The sequence below is a fragment of the Streptomyces sp. NPDC053432 genome, from assembly GCF_055585365.1.
This window is the reverse complement of record NZ_JBVJKF010000001.1, coordinates 474,101-496,423: the sequence shown is the minus strand read 5'-3', so window position 1 is coordinate 496,423 and position 22,323 is coordinate 474,101. Positions and strand designations below refer to the sequence as shown.

Here is a 22,323-nt window from a genome sequence, read left to right as displayed (position 1 = left end):
CCCGGCACCCCGGGACCGGCACCGGCACCGGCACGAGTACTCGGCACCCCGGCACCGGGACCGGCACCGGGACCGGCACCGGCACCCCGGGACCGGCACCGGCACCGGCACGAGTACTCGGCACCCCGGCACCGGGACCGGCACCGGGACCGGCACCGGCACCCCGGGACCGGGACCGGCACCTGCACTCGGCAGTCGCCGGCGGCTCGCGCAGTGGCACCGGCAGTCGGTGCCCGGGTCGCGTCCCGGTGACGGTGGCGGCAGGCTGGTGGCATGCCCGAGCTGCCCGAGGTCGAGGCCCTGCGGGAGTACCTCGACACCCACCTGCCCGGCCGGACGGTCGAGCGCGTCCACCCGCTCGCCGTCAGCGTGCTCAAGACGTACGACCCGCCACTGAGCGCGCTCGAAGGGCAGCCGGCCGCCGGCACCGCCCGCTTCGGCAAGTTCCTGGCCGTGCGGATCGGGGAGCTCCACCTCGTCACCCACCTGGCCCGGGCCGGCTGGCTGCGCTGGCACGAGACCCTGCCCGCCGCCCCGCCGCGCCCCGGCAAGGGGCCGCTCGCGCTGCGCGTCGTACTGGAGGGCGGCGGCGGGTTCGACCTCACCGAGGCGGGGACGCAGAAGCGCCTCGCCGTGTACGTGGTGCGCGATCCGCACGAGGTGCCCGGCATCGCCCGCCTCGGCCCCGATCCGCTGGCCGAGGACTTCGACCGGGACGCCTTCGCCGCCCTGCTGGAGGGGGAACGGCGCCAGATCAAGGGCGTGCTGAGGGATCAGAGCGTCATCGCGGGGATCGGGAACGCCTACAGCGACGAGATCCTCCACCGGGCGAAGGTCTCGCCGTTCAAACTGGCCGCCTCCTTCGGCGAGGAGCAGGTCACCGAGCTCTACGCGGCCGTGCGGGACACCCTGCGCGAGGCCGTCGCACGGGCGCACGGCGTGGCGGCCGGCGAGCTGAAGGCGGAGAAGAAGAGCGGCCTGCGGGTGCACGGACGGGCCGGGGAGCCGTGTCCGGTGTGCGGGGACACCGTGCGTTCGGTGTCGTTCGCCGATTCCTCGCTGGAGTACTGCCCCACCTGCCAGACCGGCGGCAAGCCGCTCGCCGACCGGCGGCTCTCGCGCCTCCTCAAATAGCCCGGCGCTGCGTAGACTCCGGCACCATGCCCGAGGAGCAGCAGTCGCCGCCCCGGCGCGAGGTCGTCACCGGGGTGCCCCGGGGAGACCGCCGCCGGCCGCCCGCGCACGCACCGGCGCGCTCGGAGATCTCCGAGCAGACCACCCTCGGGGCCACCTACGTACGGGCGCTGATGCGCAGCCAGCTCCGGTCGGGGCTGGGCGCGCTGGCCGCGCTCGGACTGCTGGTCGGATCGCTGCCGCTGGTGTTCGTGCTGCCGAGCGGGGGTTCGCGGACCCTGGTCTGGCCGGCGCTCGGTGTCCTCGTGTACCCGGTGATGTGGCTCGTCGCCCGCTGGTACGTCACCCGGGCGGAGCGCAACGAGGCCGATTTCACGGGTCTGGTGATGGATCCCGCGGAGCGTTCCCCGGAGCGGTAGCGCCGCTCGTCAGCCGCGGGCGCCGAGGCGCGCCTCCAGCCCGTCGAGGATGGCCTCCACGCCGAACTCGAACATCTCGGCGGCCAGTTCGGCGGGGTCCGCGGCCTGCTGCTCCGCCATGCGGGCGCGGAGCCGCGGGTACTGCGACGCGATGGCCCCCGCCCACTCGGCGACACTCGGTGCCGGTCCGTCGTCGCCCTTGCCCCGGGGGACCTGGGCCTCGGCGACCGTCGCCCGGGAGGCGTCGGCGAGCAGGGTGCCGGACACGAACGTGAAGGACGTGCTCACGGCCCGGTCGAGTTCCCGGCCGGTGAACCCGGCCGCCTCGAAGATCGCGTACGAGTGCTCCTGGAAGGCGGCCATCCCGGGGCCGTATACGAAGTGCGTGCTGATGGCGGGGACGAGCCAGGGGTGGCGCCGGCCCAGTGCGTACGTGTCGTGCACCAGCGCGCGGGCCGCGGCCCGCCAGCCGACCACGGACGGGTCGGCGAAGTCCAGTTCGGCCCACACCTCGTCGGCCGCGAGGACCACGAGGCTCTCCTTGCTGGCGACGTGCCAGTACATCGCGGTCGCCGCCGAACCCATCCGCTGCCCGAGGCGGCGCATGCTCAGGCCGTCGATGCCCTCGCTGTCGAGGAGCTCGACGGCGGCCCGGACGATCTGGTCACGGCTCAAGGTCTCACGTGGCATGGCCACATCGTAGCCAAGCTCTTGCACGGTGTTCAACAAGGTGGTTGTGGTGCGGCCTCTTCTTCTTTTACGGTGTGCAAGTCGCCGAGTTGAACACCGTAAAAGGAGCTCTCGTGAATACCTCGACCGAAGTCCGGCACGCCTGGCACCGACCGCTCGCGGTCTGTGCGGCCCTGATGGCGGGCCTCGTGGTCCTCTGTCTCATCGCCCTGGCCGTCGACGACCGGACCCTGCTGGGCGAGTCGGTGTGGGCCAAGCCGATGAAGTTCGCCTTCGCCTTCGCCCTCTACGGCGGAACGCTGTCCTGGCTGCTGGGCAGGATCGAGAGGGGGAGGCGCCTCGCCCGGTGGGCCGGGACCGTCTTCGCGCTGGCCGCGACCGCCGAGGTCGGAGCGATCACCGTCCAGGCGGCACGCGGCACGATCAGCCACTTCAACGCAGACCGGAGCGACCCGGTCACCCTGGCTCTGGTGCCGGTCCTCACCCTCGGCGTGATGGTCATCGTCATCGCGCAGCTGGTCGTCGGCATCGTCGTGCTGGTCCGGCGCACCGGCGGCAGGGACCTGAACCGGGCCATCCGCGCCGGGCTCGTCCTCGCCACCGCGGGCATGCTCATCCCGGTGTACTGGATGGTGACGGGCATCCACGAGCGCACCGTCACCGACGCCAACGGCCGCCGGATCCCGATGTACCAGGGTCACGGCATCGGAGACCCCGACGGGCGCGGCATGCCCCTGACCAACTGGAGCGTCACCGGCGGTGACTTCAGGGTCCCGCACTTCTTCGCCCTGCACGGCATCCAGGTCCTGCTCGTGCTCACCGTCGCGCTGGTCGCACTCTCGGCCCGGTACGCCTGGCTGCGCGACGAGCGGGTCCGCGCCCGCCTCGTGGGCGCCGCCGCCCTCGGCTACGGCGGCTTCGTCGCGGTCGTGACCTGGCAGGCCGGCCGGGGCCAGTCGCTGATCCACCCGGACGGCCCGACCCTCGCGGCCCTCGCCGCGGTCCTGCTGGCCGCCGCCGCGGCGACGGTGGGCGTGGTCGTAGCCGCCCGGCGGGCCGCGGTCCCCGGGCCCGTGGACGCCGCGCCTCAGAACAAGTGCATGGCCAAGTGACCCAGCGGCAGACCGAGCTGCCAGGCCGGCGTCCATACGCGGGCGTTCTCGTCCAGGCCCGCCGGGGTGTCGGCGTGGCCGTGGCGGCCGGGGTCGAGGTTCGTGGCGAAGAGCTCGGTGCTGTCGAGCCAGCGCCACGCCGCCCGGGCCAGCTCCAGGTCCGGGTCCTCGCCCCGGCCCCGTTCCCTGGCCTCCTCGCCCAGCGCGAGGAACCGGGTGTGGACCCAGTCGCGCCAAGGATGTCCGTACGCCGTCAGCGACATCCACTCGTCGAGCTGGGAGACGACCCGGATCCCGGAGAGCTCGCCGGCGGCGTCCGAGAGGTAGATCGTGAGCGCGAGCGTGTCGCGGCCGGCCCGGAACTCCAGCGTGCTGACCGGGATCAGCCGGCCCGTGCGCAGCAGTTCGTCCGCGATGTACTCGGCGTAGAGCCAAGCCATGGGCACCGCGAGCCCGCCGTCACTGGTGCCGTTCATACCCTCGGGCTGCACCGTTCCACCTTCTCCCCACGCGTCCAGCGTCCCGCCGTCGGTCCCGAGCCTTCACCCGGCGGCTCGGGGAGCGGGGGATGTTTACTCAACTTGCACGCTCTGGTGGCGAATTCGATGCATATTCTGTCCGATCCGCGTATGTTCGCGGCGTTCCCCGACCGGGGCCGTCAGGCTCCGAGCCCGTACCCGTAGCCTTGCAGACCCTTCTTGAGGGCGCGCAGAGCGTAGTGCGTGCGGGACTTCACGGTGCCGGCCGGTATGCCGAGTTCGGCGGCCGCCTCGGCCACGGAACGGTCCTGGAAGTACACCTGCATCAGCACCTCACGGTGCTCCGGTCCCAGCGAGCCGACGGCGCGGCGGACGTCGATCGCCGTGACCGAGCCGGCCACCGCGTCCTCGGGGGCGGGTGCCTGCTCCAGCCCTTCCGGATCCACCTCCTGCGGCCGGGACAGCCGGGCCCGCCGCGCGTCGATCGCGAGCCGCCGGGCCACAGTGAACAGCCAGGGCCGCATCGATTCGTGCTCGGTGGACAGCACCTCCGGGTGCTGCCAGACCCGTACCAGGGTCTCCTGTACGAGGTCCTCCGCGCGCTGGGCGTCACCGGCCGTGAGGCCGAGCAGGAATCCGAACAGGGCCCGCCCGTGCTCGCGCTGGAGTTCGGCCAGGGCCTCGGGGGCCGTGTGCTGGAGGGCGGGGGAGAGCGGCACGAGGGGCTCCTTCCGGGGGTGCGGGGGGCCGAGGGTGGGGCGGCCCGTTCACCCTGACCTGCGGCGGGCCGCCTCGGAACCGTCCCGTCCAGTCGGTGCGCCCAAGCGCCCCGGTCGGCCGCCGGGCGGCAGTGGCGGGCGGCGAACGGTCGAACGGCGCGGCGAACGGCAGACAGCCATGGGGGCCGCGGCGGCGCTGGGGGATCCGCATCGGCCGTCGGGGTGAGTGCGCGGCGGGCGGACGGATCCGTTCCTTGACTTGAGACGTCCCGTTCTATGGATTGCAGGTGATCGGATGTCAGATAGTCGTACTAGCGAGAGCTGGGACAGATGACCAAGCCCACCCGGAGAGCGGCCGCCCTCCTGTCCGCACTCCTGCTGTCGGCGGCAGCGGCCGGCTGCTCGGCCGCCGGGAGATCCGGGCCGGCCCGCCTCGCGGACACCGGCCGGCCCACACCCTCCAACGCCGCCGGCTCCCCCTCGGCCCAGGGCTTCACCCTCGTCGCGAGCGGCGACGTACTGCCGCACACCTCGGTCATCCAGCGCGCCGCGAACGACGCGGACGGCGACGGCTACGACTTCCGACCGATGTTCGCCGGAGTCAAGTCCGTCGTCGCGCCCGCCGACCTCGCCCTCTGCCACATGGAGACCATCTACGGCGAGGAGGGCGGCCCCTTCTCCGGCTACCCGGCCTTCAAATCCCCGCCCCAGGTCGCCGACGCGCTCAAGGCGACCGGCTACGACGGCTGCTCGACGGCCTCGAACCACACCCTGGACGACGGCGCCGACGGACTGCGCCGCACCCTGGACCGCTTCGACAAGGCCGGACTGAAACACGCCGGTTCGGCCCGCACCGCCGCCGAGGCGGCCACCGTGACCATGTACAAGGCGGGCTCCGCCAAGGTCGCGCACCTCGCCTACACCTACGACACCAACGGCTATCCGATGCCGGACGGCCAGCCGTGGGCGGTCAACCTGATGAAGCAGGACAAGATCATCGCGGATGCCCGGGCCGCCCGGAAGGCCGGCGCCGACGTGGTGCTGGTGAGCGTGCACTGGGGCACGGAATGGCAGACCGAGCCGGACGAGACCCAGCTCTCCCTCGGCAAGGCCCTGACCGCCTCGCAGACCGGCGGCCGCCCCGACATCGACCTGATCCTCGGCACCCACGCGCACATTCCGCAGGCCTACGAGAAGGTCAACGGCACCTGGATCGTCTACGGCATGGGCGACCAGGTCGCGGGCGAGATGTACAACTACACGGGTGCGCGGGACATGCGCGGCAACTACGGATCGATCGGCCGCTTCACCTTCGCGCCGCCGGCCGCCGCCGGGCAGCGCTGGCGGGTCACCAAGGCCGAGTTCGTGCCGCAGATGATGGACCTGTCCACCGGCCGCGTCGTCAACCTCGCGCTCCACTCCCAGGGAGAGGAGTACGAGAGCGCCAAGGAGGCCGTCACCGAGGCCGTACTCGGCCGGGGCGCCGCGAAGGACGGCCTCACCATGGCGAAGTGAGGCCCCCGCCGCGACGGGCGCGAGACCCAACGCCGCCCGGGTTCCGCCGCCCGCCGCCCGCCGCCCGGGATCCGCCGCCCGCCGCCCGGGGTACGACGCCCGCCGCCCGCCGCCCGGGGTATGGCGCACGGCGCCCGGAGCACGGCGCCCGCGGCCTGGCGCCCGCCGCTCGGGGCATGACCCACGCCGTCCGGGCTCTGGCGCACGCCGCCCGGGGTCTGGCGGACGGTGAACAGTGCCAGGGCCGGACCCAGGCCCTAGGGGACGACCGTCACCGGCCAGCGGCCCGCCTTGACCAGGCGGACCGCCACCGAGCCGACGATCCGGTGGCCCGCCTGCTCGGAGGCGCCGACCACCACCGCGTCCGCCATCAGCTCCTCCGCCGCGTTCACCAGCCCCGCATAGGGATCGCCGCGGAAGGTGTGGAACTCCCAGCGCACGTCGTAGACGCCCTTGAGCCGCTCCGCCGCCTCCCTGATCTCGGCGACCAGCCCCTCCGCGATCTCCCCGGTCGTCTCGGCCACCGGCGCGCCCAGGGAGACCCCGGCCGCCAGCACGGGCTGTACGTACACCAGCGCCAGCAGCGCGTTCTGGCGCCGGGCCAGCCCCGCCGCGTAGGCCGCCGCCCGCAGCGAGGACTCCGAGCCGTCGACCCCGGCCAGGATCACCTTCGGGCCGTCGGTGCCGCGTTCGAATCCCGTGTTCACGTGCTCCGTCACCCTCCCCACGCTATCCCGCTCGCCGCGCGGACGGCCGTCCCCCTCCCTACAGTGCGAACCATGAGTGCCACCGTGGAGGAGACGCGCGGGACCCGGAACCGCTTCCTGAACCGGGTGCCCGACGCATTCGGGGCGTTCTTCGGAACGCTCGGCCTGCTGTGCGCGCTGCTCGCCCTCTCCCCGACGCTGCGGCGGCTCCTGCGGCACGTCGTGCGCTTCCTCGACCTCATCGTCGTCCCGGTCAGCGCGAACCTCGCCTACGCGGTCTTCCTCTTCCTCCTCGCCGCCGCCCTCGGCATGCGCAAGAAGGTCGCCTGGTGGATCGTCATCACCTATCTGGCCCTGCTGGTCCTCGACGATGTGCTGATCCTGGCCGAGGGCGACTACTGGATCGGCGTCCCGTCGATGGCCGTCGGCGTGGTCGCCATGGCCCTCCTGATCGCCGCCCGCCGGGAGTTCTACGCCGCTTCCCGGCCCGGCGCCCTGTGGCGGGCCCTGCTCGTGCTCGGACTCGGTCTGCTCGCCGCCGTACTGGTGGGCTGGGGGCTCGTCGCCCTCTTCCCCGGCACCCTGCCCCCGGGAGAACGGCTGGACTGGGCCGCCCGGCAGGTCTTCGGCGGGCTGGTCTCCGAGCGGCAGTTCAACGGCCGCCCGCCCCGCCCCCTGTACTTCCTGCTCGGCCTCTTCGGCGCCCTGGCCCTGCTGAACGCCGCCGCCGCCCTCTTCCGCTCCCAGCGCCTGACCGCCGCCCTGCACGGCGACGAGGAACCGCGCATCCGCGCGCTGCTGGGCGCCTACGGACGGGGCGACTCCCTCGGCTACTTCGCCACCCGGCGCGACAAGGCCGTCGTCTTCGCCCCCAACGGCAGGGCCGGGGTCACCTACCGCGTCGAGGCCGGCGTCGCCCTGGCCAGCGGCGACCCCGTCGGCGACCCCGCCGCCTGGAGCCCCGCCATCGACGCCTGGCTGGCCGTCGCCCGCCGCTACGGCTGGCAGCCCGCCGTCATGGGAGCCTCCGAGGACGGCGCCAACGCCTACGCCCGCTCCGGCCTCAGCGCCCTCCAGCTCGGCGACGAGGCGATCCTGCACGTCGCCCACTTCGACCTCGACGGCCGCGACATGCGCGTCACCCGCCAGGCCGTCAACCGCGTCAAACGGGCCGGCGCCAGCACCGTCATCCGCCGCCACTCCGCCCTCTCCGAGGAGGAGATGCACACCATCGTCGACCGGGCCGACCGCTGGCGGGACACCGAGACCGAGCGCGGCTTCTCGATGGCCCTGGACCGGCTCGGCGACCCGGCCGACGGGGACTGCCTGCTCGTGGAGGCCTTCGACGCCGAGGGCGAGCTGATCGCCCTGCTCTCCTTCGTCCCCTGGGGCAAGGACGGCATCTCGCTCGACCTGATGCGCCGCGACCGCGCCGCCCCCAACGGGGTCATGGAGTTCATGGTCGCCGAGCTGTGCGCCGCCGCCCCCGGCCTCGGCGTACGCAGGATCTCCCTCAACTTCGCGGTCTTCCGGTCCGCCTTCGAGGAGGGCGGCCGGATCGGCGCCGGCCCCGTGCTCAAGCTGTGGCGCAGGCTGCTGCTCTTCTTCTCCCGCTGGTGGCAGCTGGAGGCCCTGTACCGCTCGAACGTCAAGTACGGCCCCGAGTGGTACCCGCGCTTCCTCTGCTACCAGGACGCTGGCTCGCTCGCCCGCGTCAGCCTCGCCTCCGGCATCGCCGAGGGCTTCGTCTCCGTACCCAGCCTGCGCACCCTGTGGGGCAACGCCCACCACAGGGGCCTCACCGCCCCCGCCACCACCGAGGGACTGCCCCCCATCGACTCCCTCGGCCTGGACACGGTGGGGGAGGAGGCCGACCGCGCCGCGGCGGGGGAGCGGCTGCCCGAACAGGTCCGTGTCCGGCACGCCAAGCTGGACCGCATCCGGGAGTCCGGCACCGACCCCTACCCCGTCGGCATCCGGCCCCGCACGCACACCGTGGCCCAGCTGAAGGCCGCGCACCCCGGATATCCGGCGGGCGCCCGCTCGGGTGAGCAGGCCACGCTCGCCGGACGCGTGATGGTCGTACGGGACCTGGGCGGGGTGGTCTTCGCCGTCCTGCGCGACTGGTCCGGGGACGTCCAGCTGATGTTCACCCGCGACGAGACGGGCGCGGGCGTACTGGACTCCTTCACCTCCCAGGTCGACTTCGGGGACCACGTCGTCGTCACCGGCGAGGCCGCGGCCAGCAGGAGCGGCGAACTCTCCCTCCTCGTGGACTCCTGGCAGCTCACGGGCAAGTGCCTGCGCCCCCTGCCCGACAAGCGCAAGGGCCTGGCCGACCCGGAGGCCCGCGTCCGGCGCCGCTACCTCGACCTCGTCGCGAGCCCCGCGGCGCGCGACGTCGTACGGGCCCGCTCCACCGCCGTGCAGGCCCTGCGCCAGGGGCTGCTCGACCGCGGCTACCTGGAGGTCGAGACCCCGATGCTCCAGCAGATCCACGGCGGCGCCAACGCCCGCCCCTTCCGCACCCACATCAACGCCTACGACCTGGACCTCTACCTGCGCATCGCCCCCGAGCTCTACCTGAAGCGGCTCTGCGTGGGAGGCATGGAGAAGGTCTTCGAGATGGGCCGCACCTTCCGCAACGAGGGCGTCTCCTACAAGCACAACCCCGAGTTCACGATGCTGGAGGCGTACCAGGCCTTCGCCGACTACGACGTGATGCTCGACCTCACCCGCGAACTCATCCAGGGCGCCGCCACCGCCGCCTTCGGCTCGCCCGTCGCCCACAAGGCGGGCCCCGACGGAAAGCTCGTCGTCCACGACATCTCGGGACCCTGGCCGGTCAAGACCATGTACGGGGCCATCAGCGACGCCCTCGGCGAGGAGGTCGACGCCGACACCGAGGAGCACGTCCTGCGCAGGCTGTGCGACCGGGCGGGCGTGCCCCACGCCCCGGAGGACACCCGCGGGGACGTGGTGCTGGAGATGTACGAGCGGCTCGTCGAGGAGCGGACGAAGCTGCCCACCTTCTACAAGGACTTCCCGACCGACGTCTCGCCGCTCACCCGGCAGCACCGCAAGGACCCGAGGCTGGCCGAACGGTGGGACCTCGTCGCCTTCGGCACCGAACTGGGCACCGCCTACTCGGAGCTGACCGACCCCGTCGAGCAGCGGCGCCGGCTCACCGCCCAGTCCCTGCTCGCCGCGGGCGGCGACCCGGAGGCCATGGAGCTCGACAACGACTTCCTCGACGCACTGGAGTACGCGATGCCGCCGACCGGCGGTCTGGGCATCGGAGTCGACCGCCTCGTCATGTTCCTGACCGGCCTGACGATCCGCGAGACGTTGCCGTTCCCCCTGGTGCGGCACGGCTGATCGGGTGGCGGGACGGGGGCGCGTCCGCGCCTCTCGACATCTGCGGCGATGTCGTTGATACGTAGTAGTAATGAAAAATGACGAGCCGACAGTAGGGCGTCGCGCGCTCCTGCGCACCGCCGTCTTCCTCGGGGTCGCCGCCGCCTCCGGACTGCTCACCGGGAACGGCGAAACGGGCGAGCCCGGCGCCGCCACCGGTTCCGGAGCGGGCGGCCCCGCCCCGCTCGCCGGACCGGGTCCGCACCCCGCGGCGGGTCCGGCCGGCCTGCGGGCCCAGGAACTGGCCGAGAAGTCCTACCGGCTGCGCCCGATGACCGCCGAGGCCCCCCTCCGGCCGCCGGCCGCCAAACCCGCCGTGCGCACCCGGCCCATCCTGGAACTCCCGGAGGGAGCCGACACGTCGAACGGCATGGTGCTCACCTTCGACGACGGCCCCGACCCCCGCTACACCCCGGCCATCCTCGACACACTGGCCCGGTACGGCGTCCGGGCCATGTTCTTCGTCTGCGGGGAGATGGCCACCGAGAACCGGGACCTGCTGCGCCGGATGGCCGACGAGGGCCACGTCATCGGCAACCACACCTGGACCCACCCGCTCATCCCCAGACTCAGCCGGCCCGCGCTCACCTCGGAGATCGCCCGGACGAGCGAGGTCGTGCAGAAGTCGGTGGGCGCGGCCCCGCTGTGGTTCCGGGCACCGTACGGGGCCTGGAACCGGGCCGCCTTCGAGATCGGCGCGGAACTGGGCATGGAACCGCTCGCCTGGACCGTGGACACCCTGGACTGGAAGGAACCCGGGACCACCACCATCGTCTCCCGGGTCCTGAGCGGCGCCGCGCCCGGCGTGATCGTGCTGTCCCACGACGCGGGCGGCAACCGGTCGCAGAGCGTCCAGGCCATCAACTCGTACCTGCCCCAGCTGCTCGCCAGGGGCTACCGGATGACGCTGCCGGTACTGCCGCCCCGCTGAGCCGGTCCGGACCCGGACCGGCTCAGCGGGGCGGCCGGTTCAGCGGGCCTCCACCATGCGGGCGAAGACCACGACGTTGCCGTCGTAGCCCTGCGCCTTGGAGTAGGAGCCGCCGCACGTGATCACCCTGAGTTCCGGGTGCCCGGTGTCGCCGTACACCCTGGCACCCGGGAACTGGTCCTTCGAGAACACCTCCACGCCGTACACCTCGAACACCGCGGTGCGCCCGTCGTAGCGCTCCACCTCGATGTGGTTGCCCGGCTTGACCGACCCCAGGCCGTAGAAGACGGCGGGGCCCTGCGCGTTGTCCACGTGGCCCACGATCACGGCCGATCCGCGCTGCCCGGGCGAGATCCCGTTGAGGTACCAGCCGGCCAGATTGCGGTCCTGCGGCGGAGGCGCGTCGATCCAGCCCTCCGCGTCCAGCCCGACCGTCATCACCGGAGCGTCCACGTTGATCGTGGGAATGCGGATGCGCTGCACCGACGAGTGCTCCAGCACCTCCATGTCCGCGGGCGGCGTCGGCGGATTCGCCGGCAGCTGATCGGCCGTCACCGCGACGGCCGAGGCCGCGGTGGGCTGCGGCGGCCCGTCGCCCATGTCCACACCGTTGCGCACCATGGCGAGGCCGGTGAGCATGACGAGGGCGAGTACGCCCCACGGTGAGCGTTTGCGCGACTGCCCTGTCTCGTCCTCGCCCATCGTTCTCCCTTCCCGACGCGGGGGTCCCGACCCGCGTTCCTGTCCCACCCCTGTACGCCCTACTTCACGCACGCTAAGGCTGCGTCGGCGGGACGGCGAGAGGGGAAGGGCGAACGGGTGGCACGGCCCGGATGGGGCCGGAAGGGGTGCGCCCATCCAGGTAATCGTCACATAAATGTCTGACGGGTCGTGACCTGCGGATCCGTCAGCTGCGGCGCCCGCGCTTCGGCGTGTCGCTCAACCGGGCGGCCCAAAGGCGGAAATGCGGATGTCGCGGGCCACCCCGAGGGTTTGATCAGGGAGGCGTTCTCGTCGATCATCCGGGGCGGACGCTCCGGGGCGCTTCCCGCTGGAGGTTCCACCATGCGTGCTTTCCGCGCTCTCACCGTGACGGCGGCAGCCTGCGCCGCGATCGGCCTCAGCATCCCGTTCGCCTCTGCCAACTCTCCGATGGGCGGGGCCGGGGGCCCCAGCAACATCCGGGTCGAGCCGTACGCCGTGCACCAGGGCGCCGTGATGGAGGTCAGCGCCTCGGGTTGCAACCGCGACGGCGTCGTCACCTCGCCCGGCAACTTTCCCGAGGCCCCCCTGGTCCGCGGGTTCGCCAGGGTCCGGATCTTCAACCACGCCACACCGGGCGAGCACACCCTGTCGGTCCGGTGCAACGACAGCAGCCTGGTCGCCACCCACCGCTTCAGGATCCTGGAGGGGCGGCCCTCGCAGGGCGGTCTCGGCGGTTCCATCGGGCCGTCCACCGCCGAGACCGCCATCGGTGCGGGTCTCGTAGGCGCCGCCGCCCTCGGTGCGGGCGCCCATGTGGTGCGCCGTCGTCGCCCGTCGCTCCGCGGCCGGGCCTGACCGGTCACCTCCCCGGTCGTCCCCGCCGCCGGTCGCCCCGGGTCCTGGCCCGGACCCGGGGCGACCGGGGGTGGGGAGGGGTTTTCCAACGGCCGGGCTCCGCAACGGCTTGGCTCCGCAACGGCCGGGCTCTTCACGGCTGAGCTCTTCACCGGCCGGGCCCCGATGACCGGAGTCGTCAATGGCCGCGGCCGGACCGGCGCCGGCGCAGGGCGAAGGCCGTCCCGCCCAGGGCGGCGAGCAGCAGACCCGCTCCCGCGCCGAGCTCCAGGGGATCCATGCCGGCCACACTGCCGCCGAGGCCCCCGCGGACGGCGCCGACCACGCTTCGGGCGGGACTGGTCGCGGTCCGCGTGGAACTCGTGGTCGGCCTGGTCGAACCGCCGGCGATCGTCAGGTCGGCCGAGCCCGTCTCCCCGTTGCAGGTGAACGAGACGGAGTACAGGGCTCCGGGCCGGGCGTCCCGGTCCACGGTGACCCGTGCGGTCTGGCCGCGCGCGATGCTCACGGTGTCGAAGACCCCGGACGAGGCGGTGGCGTAGGCGGCGTTGCAGCCGGTGACGGAGAGCACCGTCTGGCCGCCGGGGGCGACCGTCGACGGGGTGATGGCGAAACCGAACGAAGTGACCTGCCGGCCTTCCGCCGCCGTGGCGGCGGGCGCGCAGAGGGCGCCGAGCGCGAGTACGGCGCCCGTGGCGCCGGCGCTGAGCAGGGCTGTGGCAGAGGTACGTATCGCACCCATGGTTGATTCTCCGGTTCCCCGAGGAGCAGCCGCGGAACGGTTTCCGCACGTGGGGGGTCGTGCGCCTCGATGTCCGCCACGCTAGGTCCGGGCGCGGAGCCCCGCGATCAGGAACGGGCGAATGGGTCATGCCCCTACGCCGAACCGGGGACGGAGGGACCGTCCCCGGTTTGAGGCAGGGCGTGCGGGATCGGGCCTGGCTCAGCCGCTCAGCCGCTCAGCCGCTCAGCTCCAGATGGGCGAACTGCGCCAGGAACGGTTCGGCGGTGGCCGCGACACCCCGCCCGAACGGCGCGTCGAAGTCCCAGATGAGGAACAGCAGGAAGGCGATGAGCGCGCTGAACAGGCCCGCCAGCAGCAGCTCGCGGAACGACCGCCGGATCTGCAGGGTGAAGATCAGCCCCACCGTCACCAGCGCCCCGGAGATCAGCCCGAACCACACCACCCCCGGCATGGTGGCCCCGGCGCTCTCGCCCCGGGCGCTGCGGGCGTCGTCGGCCACCGCGACCTGGTCGACCAGCGGCTGGTACGCCTGCCCCTCGTGGTCGGTCTTCGGCTCGTAGTCGGTGACGTCCCGGCGGATACGTTCCAGCAACTCGCCGCCGCGGTCGGTGATCTCGCCGCGGTCGGCCATGGCCTTCCACTCCGTGTCGACCACGTAGGTCACGTACGCGTCGACGTCGGCGCGGATCTGCTTGCGCACCTCGGGCGGGTAGACCTCGGAGCGGACGCTGATCTCGTGCAGGGCCTGCGCCTCCTGGCGCACGTACTCCTGGGCGGCCCCGCGGCCCTCCCAGACGCCGGCGATCGCCAGGCCGAGGACGATCGCGTAGATCACCCCGATCATCATCGTCATGTACTCGATGACGTCCGGGGTCTCGTTCGGATCGTCGTCGTCGCCGATCCTGCGGTGGTTGAAGAAGGTGATGGACAGCACCACGGCGCACGCCGCTGCCATCGCGAGGGACAGGACGAGCCATTCCGACAAGATGACTCCCGATGGGTCATTGGCTACGGGCTACCGGGGGCGCAGCGCGACGATCGCGAGCACCGCGGGAGCCGCGGTCATCAAGGTGAAGGTCACCGGCGAGATGTGGTGCTCCTCCGGTTTGCGGGCCGGAGCGTGGTACGCCGGTCGGGCCACCGGTTTCACCGCGACGGGTACCGGCGCGGGCGTCCTGACCGCCGGGGGCGGGGGCGGGGGCGGGACCGGCTTGGGCACGGACTTCGGGGCCGGAGGCGGTGGCGGCGCCGGTACGGGCGGCGGGACCGGTTTCGGGCGCGGCGGCGCGGGTTCGGGGGGCGGGGGCTTCGGCGTCGGTTTCGACGGCGGGGTGGGAGGAGGCGTCGGCTTCGGCGGCGGCGTCGGGGTCGGCTTCGGCGGACAGGGTGGGGGCGGCGGGGGCGGACAGTGGTGCCCGTGGCCCTTGCCGCGGCCCTTGTCGTGGCCGTTGCCGTGCCCCTTGCCGTGCCCGTCGCCGGCCCGGTCGGCGCGCTGGTCGGCGTGATGTCCGCCACCCGAGCCGTCTCCGCGACCGCTCCCGACGGTCACCGCGACGGCCGCGGTGACGCCCGCGGCGGAGCCGTTGGCGTTCGTCGCGTAGGCGCAGCTATCGGCCACGGCCGGTGTGATGGACGCACAGGACAGCGCCGCCCACAGCAGCGCCGGGACCGCGAGCATGCGCCTGGCTAAGGCTTTGTTCACCCGGGGATCATGGGCCCGAGGGCGCCCCCTTACGCCGGTCCCCGCCTCCGGTTCGCCTGAACGGGTGGAGCACCGACCGGGGAGGTTTGAGCCAATCATCGACCGGGTCGGATCGTGGACCGGTCAATTCCCATAGGGGATTTGTCGGTAACGATCACCCGGGGCGTTCCGTCCGGCACGTGACTTTGGTGTGTGACGAAGAACGGATCGCCAATTTCCGCTTTTGCTCGCCCTGTTGGCTAATGATCAGTACATTCGGCTCGGACAGAGTCCGGTCCCCGGAGGGGCCGCCGCGGAACAAGGCTTGGAGATCCGATGGAGCGCCCCGCCTGGGCCCCGCCGGGCATCGACATATCGGTGCCCAGTGTGTCCCGTATCTACGATTACTACCTGGGCGGCTCCCACAATTTCGAGGTCGACCGCGAGGCCGCCCGCCGCGCCATGGAATTCATCCCGGGCCTGCCCAAGATCATGCAGGCGAACCGGGCATTCATGCGCCGCACCGTGCGCCACGCGGTGGCCGAGGGCATCACCCAGTTCCTCGACATCGGCTCCGGCATCCCCACCTTCGGCAACGTCCACGAGATCGCCCGGGCCGCGAACCCGGCGGCGCGCGTGGTCTACGTGGACCACGACCCGGTGGCCGTGGCGCACAGCCGGGCCGTCCTCGGGGACGACGAGCAGACGGGCGTCGTGGCCGCCGATCTGCGCAAGCCCAGGGACATACTGGCCGCGCCCGAGGTCACGCGGCTGCTCGACCTCGACCGGCCCGTCGCGCTGCTCCTCGTCGCGGTCCTGCACTTCATCGAGGACGCGGACGACCCGTACGGTGCCGTGGCCGAACTGCGGGACGCGCTGGCCCCCGGCAGCATGCTGGTCCTCACGCACGCCTCCTTCGAGGGGATTCCGGTCGCGGAGGAGGTGGCCGGCGGGGCGGTCGGCGTGTACCGGGACATCCGCAACCCGCTCGTCATGCGCAGCGGCGAACGGATCCGCGCCTTCTTCGACGGTTTCGAGATGGTGGAGCCGGGCCTGGTCTCCATGCCCGACTGGCGGCCGGACCGCGTCGAGGGTGACACGGAGGGCGAGGTCCCCGAAGATCCGTACACCTTCTCGGGCTTCGGCGGTGTGGGGCGCAAGGCGTGAGACTTCCCGTACAGATGTCGGCCCCGCGGCAGCCGGGCACGCCGGTCACCGGACCGGGCGCGTCCGCCTCCGGCATGCCCGCCCGCGAACCGGCGGAGCCTCCGGCGGCGCTGACCCCGGAAGGGACCGGTGCAGGGCAGGCCGATCCTGGATCCACTGCCTCCGCCGTCTCCCCGAAAGGCGGCCTGGAGGACCGGATCGCCCGTTTCGCCACCATCTGGGGCCGGGCGATCTTCCCGGTCACCGCGACCTCCCTGACCCGCCCCGAGTTCGAACGGCACCTCGTGCCGCTCACCCGCACCCTCGCCGAGGCCCTGCACGCCCGCGCCTTCGACGCCTCGGCGGCCCAGCGCGTGGGGGCCGAACTCGTGGCCGTGCACTGCACCGACCCCGAGGCCCTGGCGGGCACGCTCGGCGTCATCGAGTCCTACCTGGTGCTCTACTGCGGTGGAGCCGACGGGGCGGGGGGCTCCACGGAGGAGTGGCGGGCCCGCTGCGCCCGGATCCAGCACGGGGTGGCGGCGGGATACGCCCGGGCCCTGCGCGAGCGCACCCTCAGGGAGCAGGAGTCCATCGCCCGTTCCGCCCTGACGGCGCGCACGGACGCCCAGCAGGCCCTGCACGCCAGCGAGGCGCGCTTCCGGGCGGTCTTCGAGGGTGCGGCCGTCGGCATCGGCATCGCCGACCTGGACGGGAACATCCTGGAGGTCAATGACGCGCTGCTGGAGATGTTCGGCGGCATGGAAGGGCACGTCCGGGGCCGGAAGGTCACCGAATGGGGCCACCCCGACGACACCCCCCACGTGTGGCGGATGCACGGGGAACTCGTGCGCGGTGAGCGTGAGAGCTTCCGCGTCGAGAAGCCGTACTACCGGCACGACGGGACCGTGCTGTGGACCAATCTGACGGTGTCGCTGCTGCGCGACGCCGCGGGGGAGCCGCAGTACCAGCTGGCGCTGATGGAGGACACCACCGAACGCCGGCTGCTGAACCTGCGCCTGCGCTACGAGGCCACCCACGACGCGCTGACCGGGCTGCCCAACCGGACGCTGTTCTTCGAACGGCTGGAGAAGGCGCTGAACGGCTCAGGCGGCGACCGCTTCGGGCTGTGCTACCTGGACCTGGACGGCTTCAAGGCGGTCAACGACAGCCTCGGCCACTCCGCGGGCGACCGGCTGCTGGTGGAGGTCGCGGACCGGCTGCAGAGCTGCGCCACCGGCCCCGGCGAGGTCGTCGCCCGGCTGGGCGGTGACGAGTTCGTCGCCCTGACCACCGGCTGCGACACCGAGCAGAAGGTCACCGACCTCGCCGTCCGGATCCTGTCCGCGCTGTCCACGCCGATCCGTCTGGAGGGCCGCGAGCTGACCGTCCGCGGCAGCATCGGCATCGTGGAGGGCGGCGTCAAGGAACGCACCGCGGCGGAGGTGCTGCGCAGCGCCGACATCACCATGTACCGGGCCAAGGCGGCCGGCGGCAACCGCTTCGAGTTCGCCGACGCGGAGGCCGACGCGCGTGCGATCACCCGGCACGGACTGACCAACGCCCTGCCCGCGGCTCTGGAGCGCGGGGAGTTCTTCATCGAGTACCAGCCGCTGGTGCATATGCACGACGGCACCGTGCACGGCGCCGAGGCGCTGGTGCGCTGGTCCCACCCGCAGTACGGGGTGCTGGGCCCGGACCGCTTCATCCCGCTCGCCGAACGCACCGGCCTGATCGTCCCGCTCGGCCGCTGGGTCCTGGAGGAGTCCGTCCGGCAGGCCCGCACCTGGCAGTCCAAGCACGGCGGCGCGTCCCTGCGGATCAACGTGAACCTCTCACCGACGCAGCTGCACCACCCCGGACTGGTCGCCGACACCGTGGCCGTGCTGGAGAAGTCCGGCCTCGCCCCCGGCGCCCTGTGTCTGGAGGTGACCGAATCGGCCCTCATAGGAGCCGACGACGAACTCCTCGAACCCCTGCACCGGCTCGCCGAACTGGGCGTGGACATCGCCCTCGACGACTTCGGCACCGGCTACTCGAACCTGGCGAACCTGCGCCGCCTCCCCGTCAGCGTCCTGAAGCTGGACCGCTCCTTCACGAAGGGGATGCAGCAGAGCCCCGCCAACCCCGTCGACGTGAAGATCGTGGAGGGTATCGTCGCCCTCGCCCACAGCCTCGAACTCGCCGTGACCGTCGAGGGCGTGGAGACCGGAGCCCAGGCCGCCCAGCTGCGCGCCCTCGGCTGCGACACCGCCCAGGGCTGGTACTACGCCCGCCCCGGCGCCCCGGACCGCATCCACACCCTCGCCCTCTCGGACGTCGTGCCCTCCTCCCCCTGACGACCGCGCCGCCCGCCCCGATCCGCCCCGCCGGGCGGATCGGTCAGCCCATGCCGGCCTCGGTGCCGCGTCCGGGTTCGCGTATCGCGGCCCGCACCCGCTCGTGCCGCTCGGCGGTGTCGGCCAGGACGCGGGCGGCCACGGGAAGCCGCTCCGCCCCGTAGGCGTCGAGCACGCCTTCCGCCGCAGGGCCGGCGAGGGCGCGGAGCAAGGTCCGGCCGAGGGCGGCCGCATCCTGTATCCCGGTGTTCATGCCCAGGCCGCCGGCTATGGGGTGCACGTGCGCGGCGTCCCCGGCGAGGAAGACCCGGCCCTCGCGGATCCGGGCGGCCATGCGGATGTTGACCCGCCAGGCCGAGAGCCAGGTCGGATCCGCCAGGCGGATCCCCGGGACCCCGGCATGCCGGTCGAAGAGCCTCTGGAAGCTCTCCAGCGAGGGCGGCAGCGGCTCGCCGTTCCCATCGAGCTCCGGTGAGGCCTGGAGCTGGAAGGAGTCGGTCCCCGGCATCGGGCACAGGAGTATCCCGCCGCCCTCCGAGGTGAACCACTGGTGCCAGAACGCGCGGCTCAGGCCGGGCGCCCGCACATCCCCGAGCACCATCGTCTCCGTCTCCTCCGAGCGTCCCTCGAAGGGGATGCCGAGGAGCTTGCGCACCGAGCTGTGCCCGCCGTCGCACCCGGCGGCGTACCCGGCGCGGACCGAACGGCCGTCCGCGAGCCGGACGGTGACCCCCGCCCCGTCCTGGGCGAGGTCCGTGACCCGTGCTCCGTACTCGACCGTGACCCCGAGGCCGGCGAGCCGTCGGCGGAGGGCTTCCTCCACCTGCCACTGGCCGATGAGGATGCCCTCGCCGCCGCTCGGGGTGTCGTTGACGTGCCGGCCGTCGAAGTACTTGCGCAGGACCACGCCCCGGGTCCCCACGGCCTCCAGCTCCTCGGCCGCGCCGAGCCCCGAGAGCACTTCCAGGCTGTCCGGGGTCAGGCCCTTGCCCCGGGACTCGCGGTGGGGTCCGGAGCGTGCGTCGAGCACACGGACGGCGGCGCCGCCCGAGGCCAGTTCGCTCGCCAGGGTGAGCCCGGTGGGGCCGGAGCCCACGATCACCACGTCGGTCATCGGAGTGTCCTCTCGTCTCTCACGGTCGACGCAGCCGTCGATGAATCCAAGGAAACCGCAACCGAGTCAGAAATGCAACCGAGTAATGAAATTAACCCGGTCATTATTTCGTGCTACGCTGGAGGCATGGAGAACACGAGGGGTCCGCGCACCGGTCTGCGCGAGAGCAAGAAGCTGCGCACGCGGCACCAGTTGGCGGCCACCGCGCTCGAACTCTTTCTCGAGCACGGCTTCGACGCGGTGTCGGTGGCCGACGTCGCCGCCGCGGCCGAGGTCTCCAAGCCCACCCTGTTCCGGTACTTCCAGAGCAAGGAGGACCTGGTCCTGGACCGGTTCGCCGACCATCAGGACGAGGTGGCGCGCATCGTGCGGGAACGCCCGGCCGACCGGTCCCCGGTGGGGGCGGTCCACGAGCACTTCCTGGCGGCGCTCGCCGAGCGGGACCCGATCACCGGGCTGTGCGACCACCCGAACGTCCTCGCCTTCCAGGGGCTGCTGTACTCCACGGCCAGCCTCGAAACCCGGATCGCCCACTACACGGCGCGCGAGGTGGAGCTCCTCGCGGAGGCCCTGGAGGCCGAGTCCGTCCCCGCGTTCAGCGCCCGGCTGGCGGCGCTGCACCTGGTGACCGTCCGCCACGAACTGGGCCGGGAGAACTGGCGCCGGCTCTCGGCCGGGCAGAGTGTCGACGAGGCCTACCCGGCGGCCGTCGCCGAGGCCGACCGCGCCTTCACGATGCTGGCCGACGGGCTCGACCGGACCCTCGGGCCGCTCATATCCTCCTGACCGCATGGGTGGACTCGGTGCGAAGCCGGGCCTCGGAAGCGGGTGTTGCAATGGTCGCCAGGTATGTCACCGAGCTGATCGGGGCGCTGGAGCGGTACGGGGACCGGCCCGCGATCGGGGCCGGGGGTGATGTCCTGCGGTTCTCCGAGGTGCTGGACACCGTGTACCGGCTGGCCGGAGTACTGGCCGACGCCGGGCTCGGGCGGGGGACGGGACTGGCCTGCGTGACGGGCGGCAACGAGCCGCGGGTCCTGCTCGTGAGGCTCGCCGCACACCTGCTGGGCGCGCGCCTGACCCCGGTCGTGCGCGGACCGGCCACCCACGGCGTGGACTTCATCCTGCGCGACTGCCGTCCCCGCCTGGTGGTGCACGACGTCCCGGTACCGGACACCGGGGCCCAGCGGCTCGGTATGGATGGGCTGTTCGCGGCCGCCGCACGCCGGGAGGCCGTCGCGGTGCCCGTACGGGCGCGGGAGGACGACATCGCCCGCGTCCTGTACACCGGAGGGACCACGGGGCGGCCCAAGGGGGTGGCCTCGACCTTCGGCGCGCTGGCGGCGCGGGACGGCGGGCGCGGGGCCGGGTGGACCGAGCCGGTGTACCTCTCGGTCACCACCCTGGCCCAGCGGTCCGGGGGGCGGTGCCTGGAGCAGCTGCGGGCCGGGGGGAGGGTGGAGATCCTCGACCCCTTCGGGCCGGCGGAGTTCGCCGCCGCCTGCCGCCGTCTGGGGCGGGTGTCCACCTACCTGACACCCCCGATGATCTACCGGCTGCTGGACGACCCGGCGACCGCCGAGGGGATCCCCGGGCTGGAGGCCGTCTCGTACGGCGCCTCGCCCGTCCTCCCGGCACGCCTGGGGGAGGCGGTGGCCCGCTGGGGCGTGCGGTGGCGGCAGGGTTACGGGATGAACGAGGCGGGGGTGATCTGCCGGCTCACCCCCGCCGACCACGAGGCGGCGGTGGCCGGCTGGCCGGAGCTGCTGGCGTCCGTGGGCCGGCCCGTCGCCGGCGTGGAGCTCCAGGTGCGGGACGGACGCGGCGCGGTGCTGCCCGACGGGCTGACGGGGGAGGTGTGGGTGCGGTCGGAGACCGTGATGGCGGGCTACTGGAACCTGGCCGGGCTGACGGCCGAGGTGCTGCGGGACGGGTGGCTGCGCACCGGGGACGCCGGGCACGTAGGTGACGGCGGATACCTCTACCTCGACGACCGGGTGAAGGACGTCGTGATCGTCGACGGTGCCAACGTCTACTGCCTGCCGGTGGAGGCGTCGCTCGCCCGGCATCCCGCGGTGGCACAGGTCGTGGTCGTCGGGCGCCCCAGCATGCTCACCGGCGAGGAGGTCTGCGCCTTCCTGGTCGCGGCCCCGGGACACGCGCCGACCGGCACCGCGGCGGCCGAGGCCTGTGCGCTGGTGGAGCGCGAACTGGCCCCGGCGCACCGGCCGACGGCCGTGTTCTGGGCCCGTGAGATCCCCCTGACGGGCCGCGGCAAGCCCGACAAGCGGAGGCTGAGGCAGCGCGCGGCGAGTGAGGCACCGGGCACCGGCCGCCCACAAGCCCCCGGCGGCTGACCCCCGCCGCCGCTCCCGCTCCCACGCCGGGGCCGCACCCGCTCCCGTGCGGGGGCCGCGTCCGCTCGCTTGCGGGGGCCGCACCCGCTCCCGGGTCCGGGTCGCCTCGCGCTGCCGCGTTTGGGCCGTACCCGCGCCTGTTCTCGGGTCTGGGCCGCTCCTGCGCCCGTTGCCGGGCCGCACCCGGCTCCCGGGTTCCGGCCGTGGTGCTGACCCGACGCCGTGCCTGCTCTCGTGTTCGGGCTGCGTCCGCTCCCG

At 73.0% G+C, this 22,323-nt stretch carries 20 protein-coding genes; 11 read left to right on the top strand and 9 right to left on the bottom strand.

The annotated features are described in order from the left end of the window. Positions 1–273: 273 nt before the first annotated feature. Together ACZ6Y1_RS02225 and ACZ6Y1_RS02220 are read left to right on the top strand one after the other, a co-directional pair. Positions 274–1,134, top strand: coding sequence for an Fpg/Nei family DNA glycosylase (locus tag ACZ6Y1_RS02225; RefSeq protein WP_469621203.1), 861 nt, complete (start codon positions 274–276; stop codon positions 1,132–1,134). Between the two features lie 26 nt (positions 1,135–1,160). Continuing rightward, on the top strand, positions 1,161–1,553 hold the full coding sequence (locus ACZ6Y1_RS02220) for a hypothetical protein (RefSeq protein ID WP_469621200.1): 393 nt from the start codon (positions 1,161–1,163) through the stop codon (positions 1,551–1,553). A 9-nt stretch (positions 1,554–1,562) separates the two neighbouring features. On the opposite strand, the gene ACZ6Y1_RS02215 is transcribed toward ACZ6Y1_RS02220, so the two are convergent. Then, positions 1,563–2,243, bottom strand: a complete 681-nt coding sequence (locus ACZ6Y1_RS02215; protein ID WP_469621197.1) for a TetR/AcrR family transcriptional regulator — start codon at positions 2,241–2,243, stop codon at positions 1,563–1,565. A gap of 113 nt (positions 2,244–2,356) precedes the next feature. Here ACZ6Y1_RS02215 and ACZ6Y1_RS02210 point away from each other — a divergent pair, with 113 nt between their 5' ends. Next, positions 2,357–3,355 carry a hypothetical protein gene (locus ACZ6Y1_RS02210; protein ID WP_469621194.1) on the top strand — a complete coding sequence of 333 codons (999 nt, stop codon included), beginning with the start codon at positions 2,357–2,359 and terminating at the stop codon, positions 3,353–3,355. Here ACZ6Y1_RS02210 and ACZ6Y1_RS02205 read toward each other — a convergent pair. Continuing rightward, positions 3,331–3,831, bottom strand: coding sequence for a hypothetical protein (locus ACZ6Y1_RS02205; protein WP_469621192.1), 501 nt, complete (start codon positions 3,829–3,831; stop codon positions 3,331–3,333). The genes ACZ6Y1_RS02210 and ACZ6Y1_RS02205 overlap by 25 nt on opposite strands. 182 nt (positions 3,832–4,013) lie before the next feature. Next, a complete protein-coding gene (locus tag ACZ6Y1_RS02200) occupies positions 4,014–4,553 on the bottom strand; it encodes a sigma-70 family RNA polymerase sigma factor (RefSeq protein ID WP_469621190.1) in 540 nt (179 codons plus the stop codon). 330 nt (positions 4,554–4,883) lie between these two features. Between ACZ6Y1_RS02200 and ACZ6Y1_RS02195 the strand changes: the two genes are divergently transcribed. Further along, entirely contained in the window at positions 4,884–6,068 is a 1,185-nt protein-coding gene (locus ACZ6Y1_RS02195; RefSeq protein ID WP_469621188.1) for a CapA family protein, read from the top strand. 257 nt (positions 6,069–6,325) lie between these two features. Here ACZ6Y1_RS02195 and ACZ6Y1_RS02190 read toward each other — a convergent pair whose 3' ends face one another. Next, a complete protein-coding gene (locus ACZ6Y1_RS02190) occupies positions 6,326–6,787 on the bottom strand; it encodes a universal stress protein (protein ID WP_469621186.1) in 462 nt (153 codons plus the stop codon). Positions 6,788–6,847: 60 nt separating this feature from the next. On the opposite strand from ACZ6Y1_RS02190, the gene lysX reads away from it, so the two are divergent. Together lysX and ACZ6Y1_RS02180 are read left to right on the top strand one after the other, a co-directional pair. Next, positions 6,848–10,153 carry a bifunctional lysylphosphatidylglycerol synthetase/lysine--tRNA ligase LysX gene (gene lysX, locus ACZ6Y1_RS02185; RefSeq protein ID WP_469621184.1) on the top strand — a complete coding sequence of 1,102 codons (3,306 nt, stop codon included), beginning with the start codon at positions 6,848–6,850 and terminating at the stop codon, positions 10,151–10,153. Positions 10,154–10,223: 70 nt separating this feature from the next. Then, positions 10,224–11,123, top strand: a complete 900-nt coding sequence (locus tag ACZ6Y1_RS02180; protein ID WP_469621181.1) for a polysaccharide deacetylase family protein — start codon at positions 10,224–10,226, stop codon at positions 11,121–11,123. A gap of 39 nt (positions 11,124–11,162) precedes the next feature. Here ACZ6Y1_RS02180 and ACZ6Y1_RS02175 read toward each other — a convergent pair whose 3' ends face one another. After that, positions 11,163–11,825 (bottom strand): class F sortase, encoded by a 663-nt coding sequence (locus ACZ6Y1_RS02175; RefSeq protein WP_384735652.1) that lies wholly within the window; start codon positions 11,823–11,825, stop codon positions 11,163–11,165. A 363-nt stretch (positions 11,826–12,188) separates the two neighbouring features. Between ACZ6Y1_RS02175 and ACZ6Y1_RS02170 the strand changes: the two genes are divergently transcribed. After that, complete coding sequence (locus ACZ6Y1_RS02170; RefSeq protein ID WP_469621177.1) at positions 12,189–12,683, top strand: hypothetical protein; 495 nt, start codon at positions 12,189–12,191, stop codon at positions 12,681–12,683. 178 nt (positions 12,684–12,861) lie between these two features. Here ACZ6Y1_RS02170 and ACZ6Y1_RS02165 read toward each other — a convergent pair whose 3' ends face one another. The 3 genes from ACZ6Y1_RS02165 to ACZ6Y1_RS02155 all read right to left on the bottom strand — a co-directional run bounded on the left by ACZ6Y1_RS02165 (position 12,862) and on the right by ACZ6Y1_RS02155 (position 15,130). Further along, positions 12,862–13,425 carry a hypothetical protein gene (locus ACZ6Y1_RS02165; RefSeq protein WP_469621173.1) on the bottom strand — a complete coding sequence of 188 codons (564 nt, stop codon included), beginning with the start codon at positions 13,423–13,425 and terminating at the stop codon, positions 12,862–12,864. Between the two features lie 217 nt (positions 13,426–13,642). Next, a complete protein-coding gene (locus ACZ6Y1_RS02160) occupies positions 13,643–14,413 on the bottom strand; it encodes a bestrophin-like domain (RefSeq protein WP_469621171.1) in 771 nt (256 codons plus the stop codon). A gap of 30 nt (positions 14,414–14,443) precedes the next feature. Then, complete coding sequence (locus ACZ6Y1_RS02155; protein WP_469621169.1) at positions 14,444–15,130, bottom strand: hypothetical protein; 687 nt, start codon at positions 15,128–15,130, stop codon at positions 14,444–14,446. A gap of 315 nt (positions 15,131–15,445) precedes the next feature. On the opposite strand from ACZ6Y1_RS02155, the gene ACZ6Y1_RS02150 reads away from it, so the two are divergent. Continuing rightward, positions 15,446–16,276, top strand: coding sequence for an SAM-dependent methyltransferase (locus tag ACZ6Y1_RS02150; protein WP_469621167.1), 831 nt, complete (start codon positions 15,446–15,448; stop codon positions 16,274–16,276). Between the two features lie 74 nt (positions 16,277–16,350). Next, positions 16,351–18,594, top strand: a complete 2,244-nt coding sequence (locus ACZ6Y1_RS02145; RefSeq protein WP_469621732.1) for a putative bifunctional diguanylate cyclase/phosphodiesterase — start codon at positions 16,351–16,353, stop codon at positions 18,592–18,594. Between the two features lie 43 nt (positions 18,595–18,637). Here ACZ6Y1_RS02145 and ACZ6Y1_RS02140 read toward each other — a convergent pair whose 3' ends face one another. Continuing rightward, entirely contained in the window at positions 18,638–19,708 is a 1,071-nt protein-coding gene (locus ACZ6Y1_RS02140) for an FAD-dependent monooxygenase (RefSeq protein WP_469621164.1), read from the bottom strand. Positions 19,709–19,834: 126 nt separating this feature from the next. On the opposite strand from ACZ6Y1_RS02140, the gene ACZ6Y1_RS02135 reads away from it, so the two are divergent. Both ACZ6Y1_RS02135 and ACZ6Y1_RS02130 read left to right on the top strand, forming a co-directional pair. Further along, complete coding sequence (locus ACZ6Y1_RS02135; protein ID WP_469621159.1) at positions 19,835–20,494, top strand: TetR/AcrR family transcriptional regulator; 660 nt, start codon at positions 19,835–19,837, stop codon at positions 20,492–20,494. 50 nt (positions 20,495–20,544) lie between these two features. Beyond that, a complete protein-coding gene (locus tag ACZ6Y1_RS02130) occupies positions 20,545–22,065 on the top strand; it encodes a class I adenylate-forming enzyme family protein (protein ID WP_469621157.1) in 1,521 nt (506 codons plus the stop codon). Positions 22,066–22,323 lie beyond the last annotated feature (258 nt).

Bases quoted from the DNA above. Each gene is read 5' to 3' on its own strand.
- ACZ6Y1_RS02225 (WP_469621203.1), top strand. From the start codon at position 274: ATGCCCGAGCTGCCCGAGGTCGAGGCCCTGCGGGAGTACCTCGACACC.
- ACZ6Y1_RS02220 (WP_469621200.1), top strand. From the start codon at position 1,161: ATGCCCGAGGAGCAGCAGTCGCCGCCCCGGCGCGAGGTCGTCACCGGG.
- ACZ6Y1_RS02215 (WP_469621197.1), bottom strand. From the start codon at position 2,243: ATGCCACGTGAGACCTTGAGCCGTGACCAGATCGTCCGGGCCGCCGTC.
- ACZ6Y1_RS02205 (WP_469621192.1), bottom strand. From the start codon at position 3,831: ATGAACGGCACCAGTGACGGCGGGCTCGCGGTGCCCATGGCTTGGCTC.
- ACZ6Y1_RS02195 (WP_469621188.1), top strand. From the start codon at position 4,884: ATGACCAAGCCCACCCGGAGAGCGGCCGCCCTCCTGTCCGCACTCCTG.
- lysX (WP_469621184.1), top strand. From the start codon at position 6,848: ATGAGTGCCACCGTGGAGGAGACGCGCGGGACCCGGAACCGCTTCCTG.
- ACZ6Y1_RS02180 (WP_469621181.1), top strand. From the start codon at position 10,224: ATGAAAAATGACGAGCCGACAGTAGGGCGTCGCGCGCTCCTGCGCACC.
- ACZ6Y1_RS02175 (WP_384735652.1), bottom strand. From the start codon at position 11,825: ATGGGCGAGGACGAGACAGGGCAGTCGCGCAAACGCTCACCGTGGGGC.
- ACZ6Y1_RS02170 (WP_469621177.1), top strand. From the start codon at position 12,189: ATGCGTGCTTTCCGCGCTCTCACCGTGACGGCGGCAGCCTGCGCCGCG.
- ACZ6Y1_RS02165 (WP_469621173.1), bottom strand. From the start codon at position 13,425: ATGGGTGCGATACGTACCTCTGCCACAGCCCTGCTCAGCGCCGGCGCC.
- ACZ6Y1_RS02150 (WP_469621167.1), top strand. From the start codon at position 15,446: ATGGAGCGCCCCGCCTGGGCCCCGCCGGGCATCGACATATCGGTGCCC.
- ACZ6Y1_RS02145 (WP_469621732.1), top strand. From the start codon at position 16,351: ATGCCCGCCCGCGAACCGGCGGAGCCTCCGGCGGCGCTGACCCCGGAA.
- ACZ6Y1_RS02140 (WP_469621164.1), bottom strand. From the start codon at position 19,708: ATGACCGACGTGGTGATCGTGGGCTCCGGCCCCACCGGGCTCACCCTG.
- ACZ6Y1_RS02135 (WP_469621159.1), top strand. From the start codon at position 19,835: ATGGAGAACACGAGGGGTCCGCGCACCGGTCTGCGCGAGAGCAAGAAG.
- ACZ6Y1_RS02130 (WP_469621157.1), top strand. From the start codon at position 20,545: ATGGTCGCCAGGTATGTCACCGAGCTGATCGGGGCGCTGGAGCGGTAC.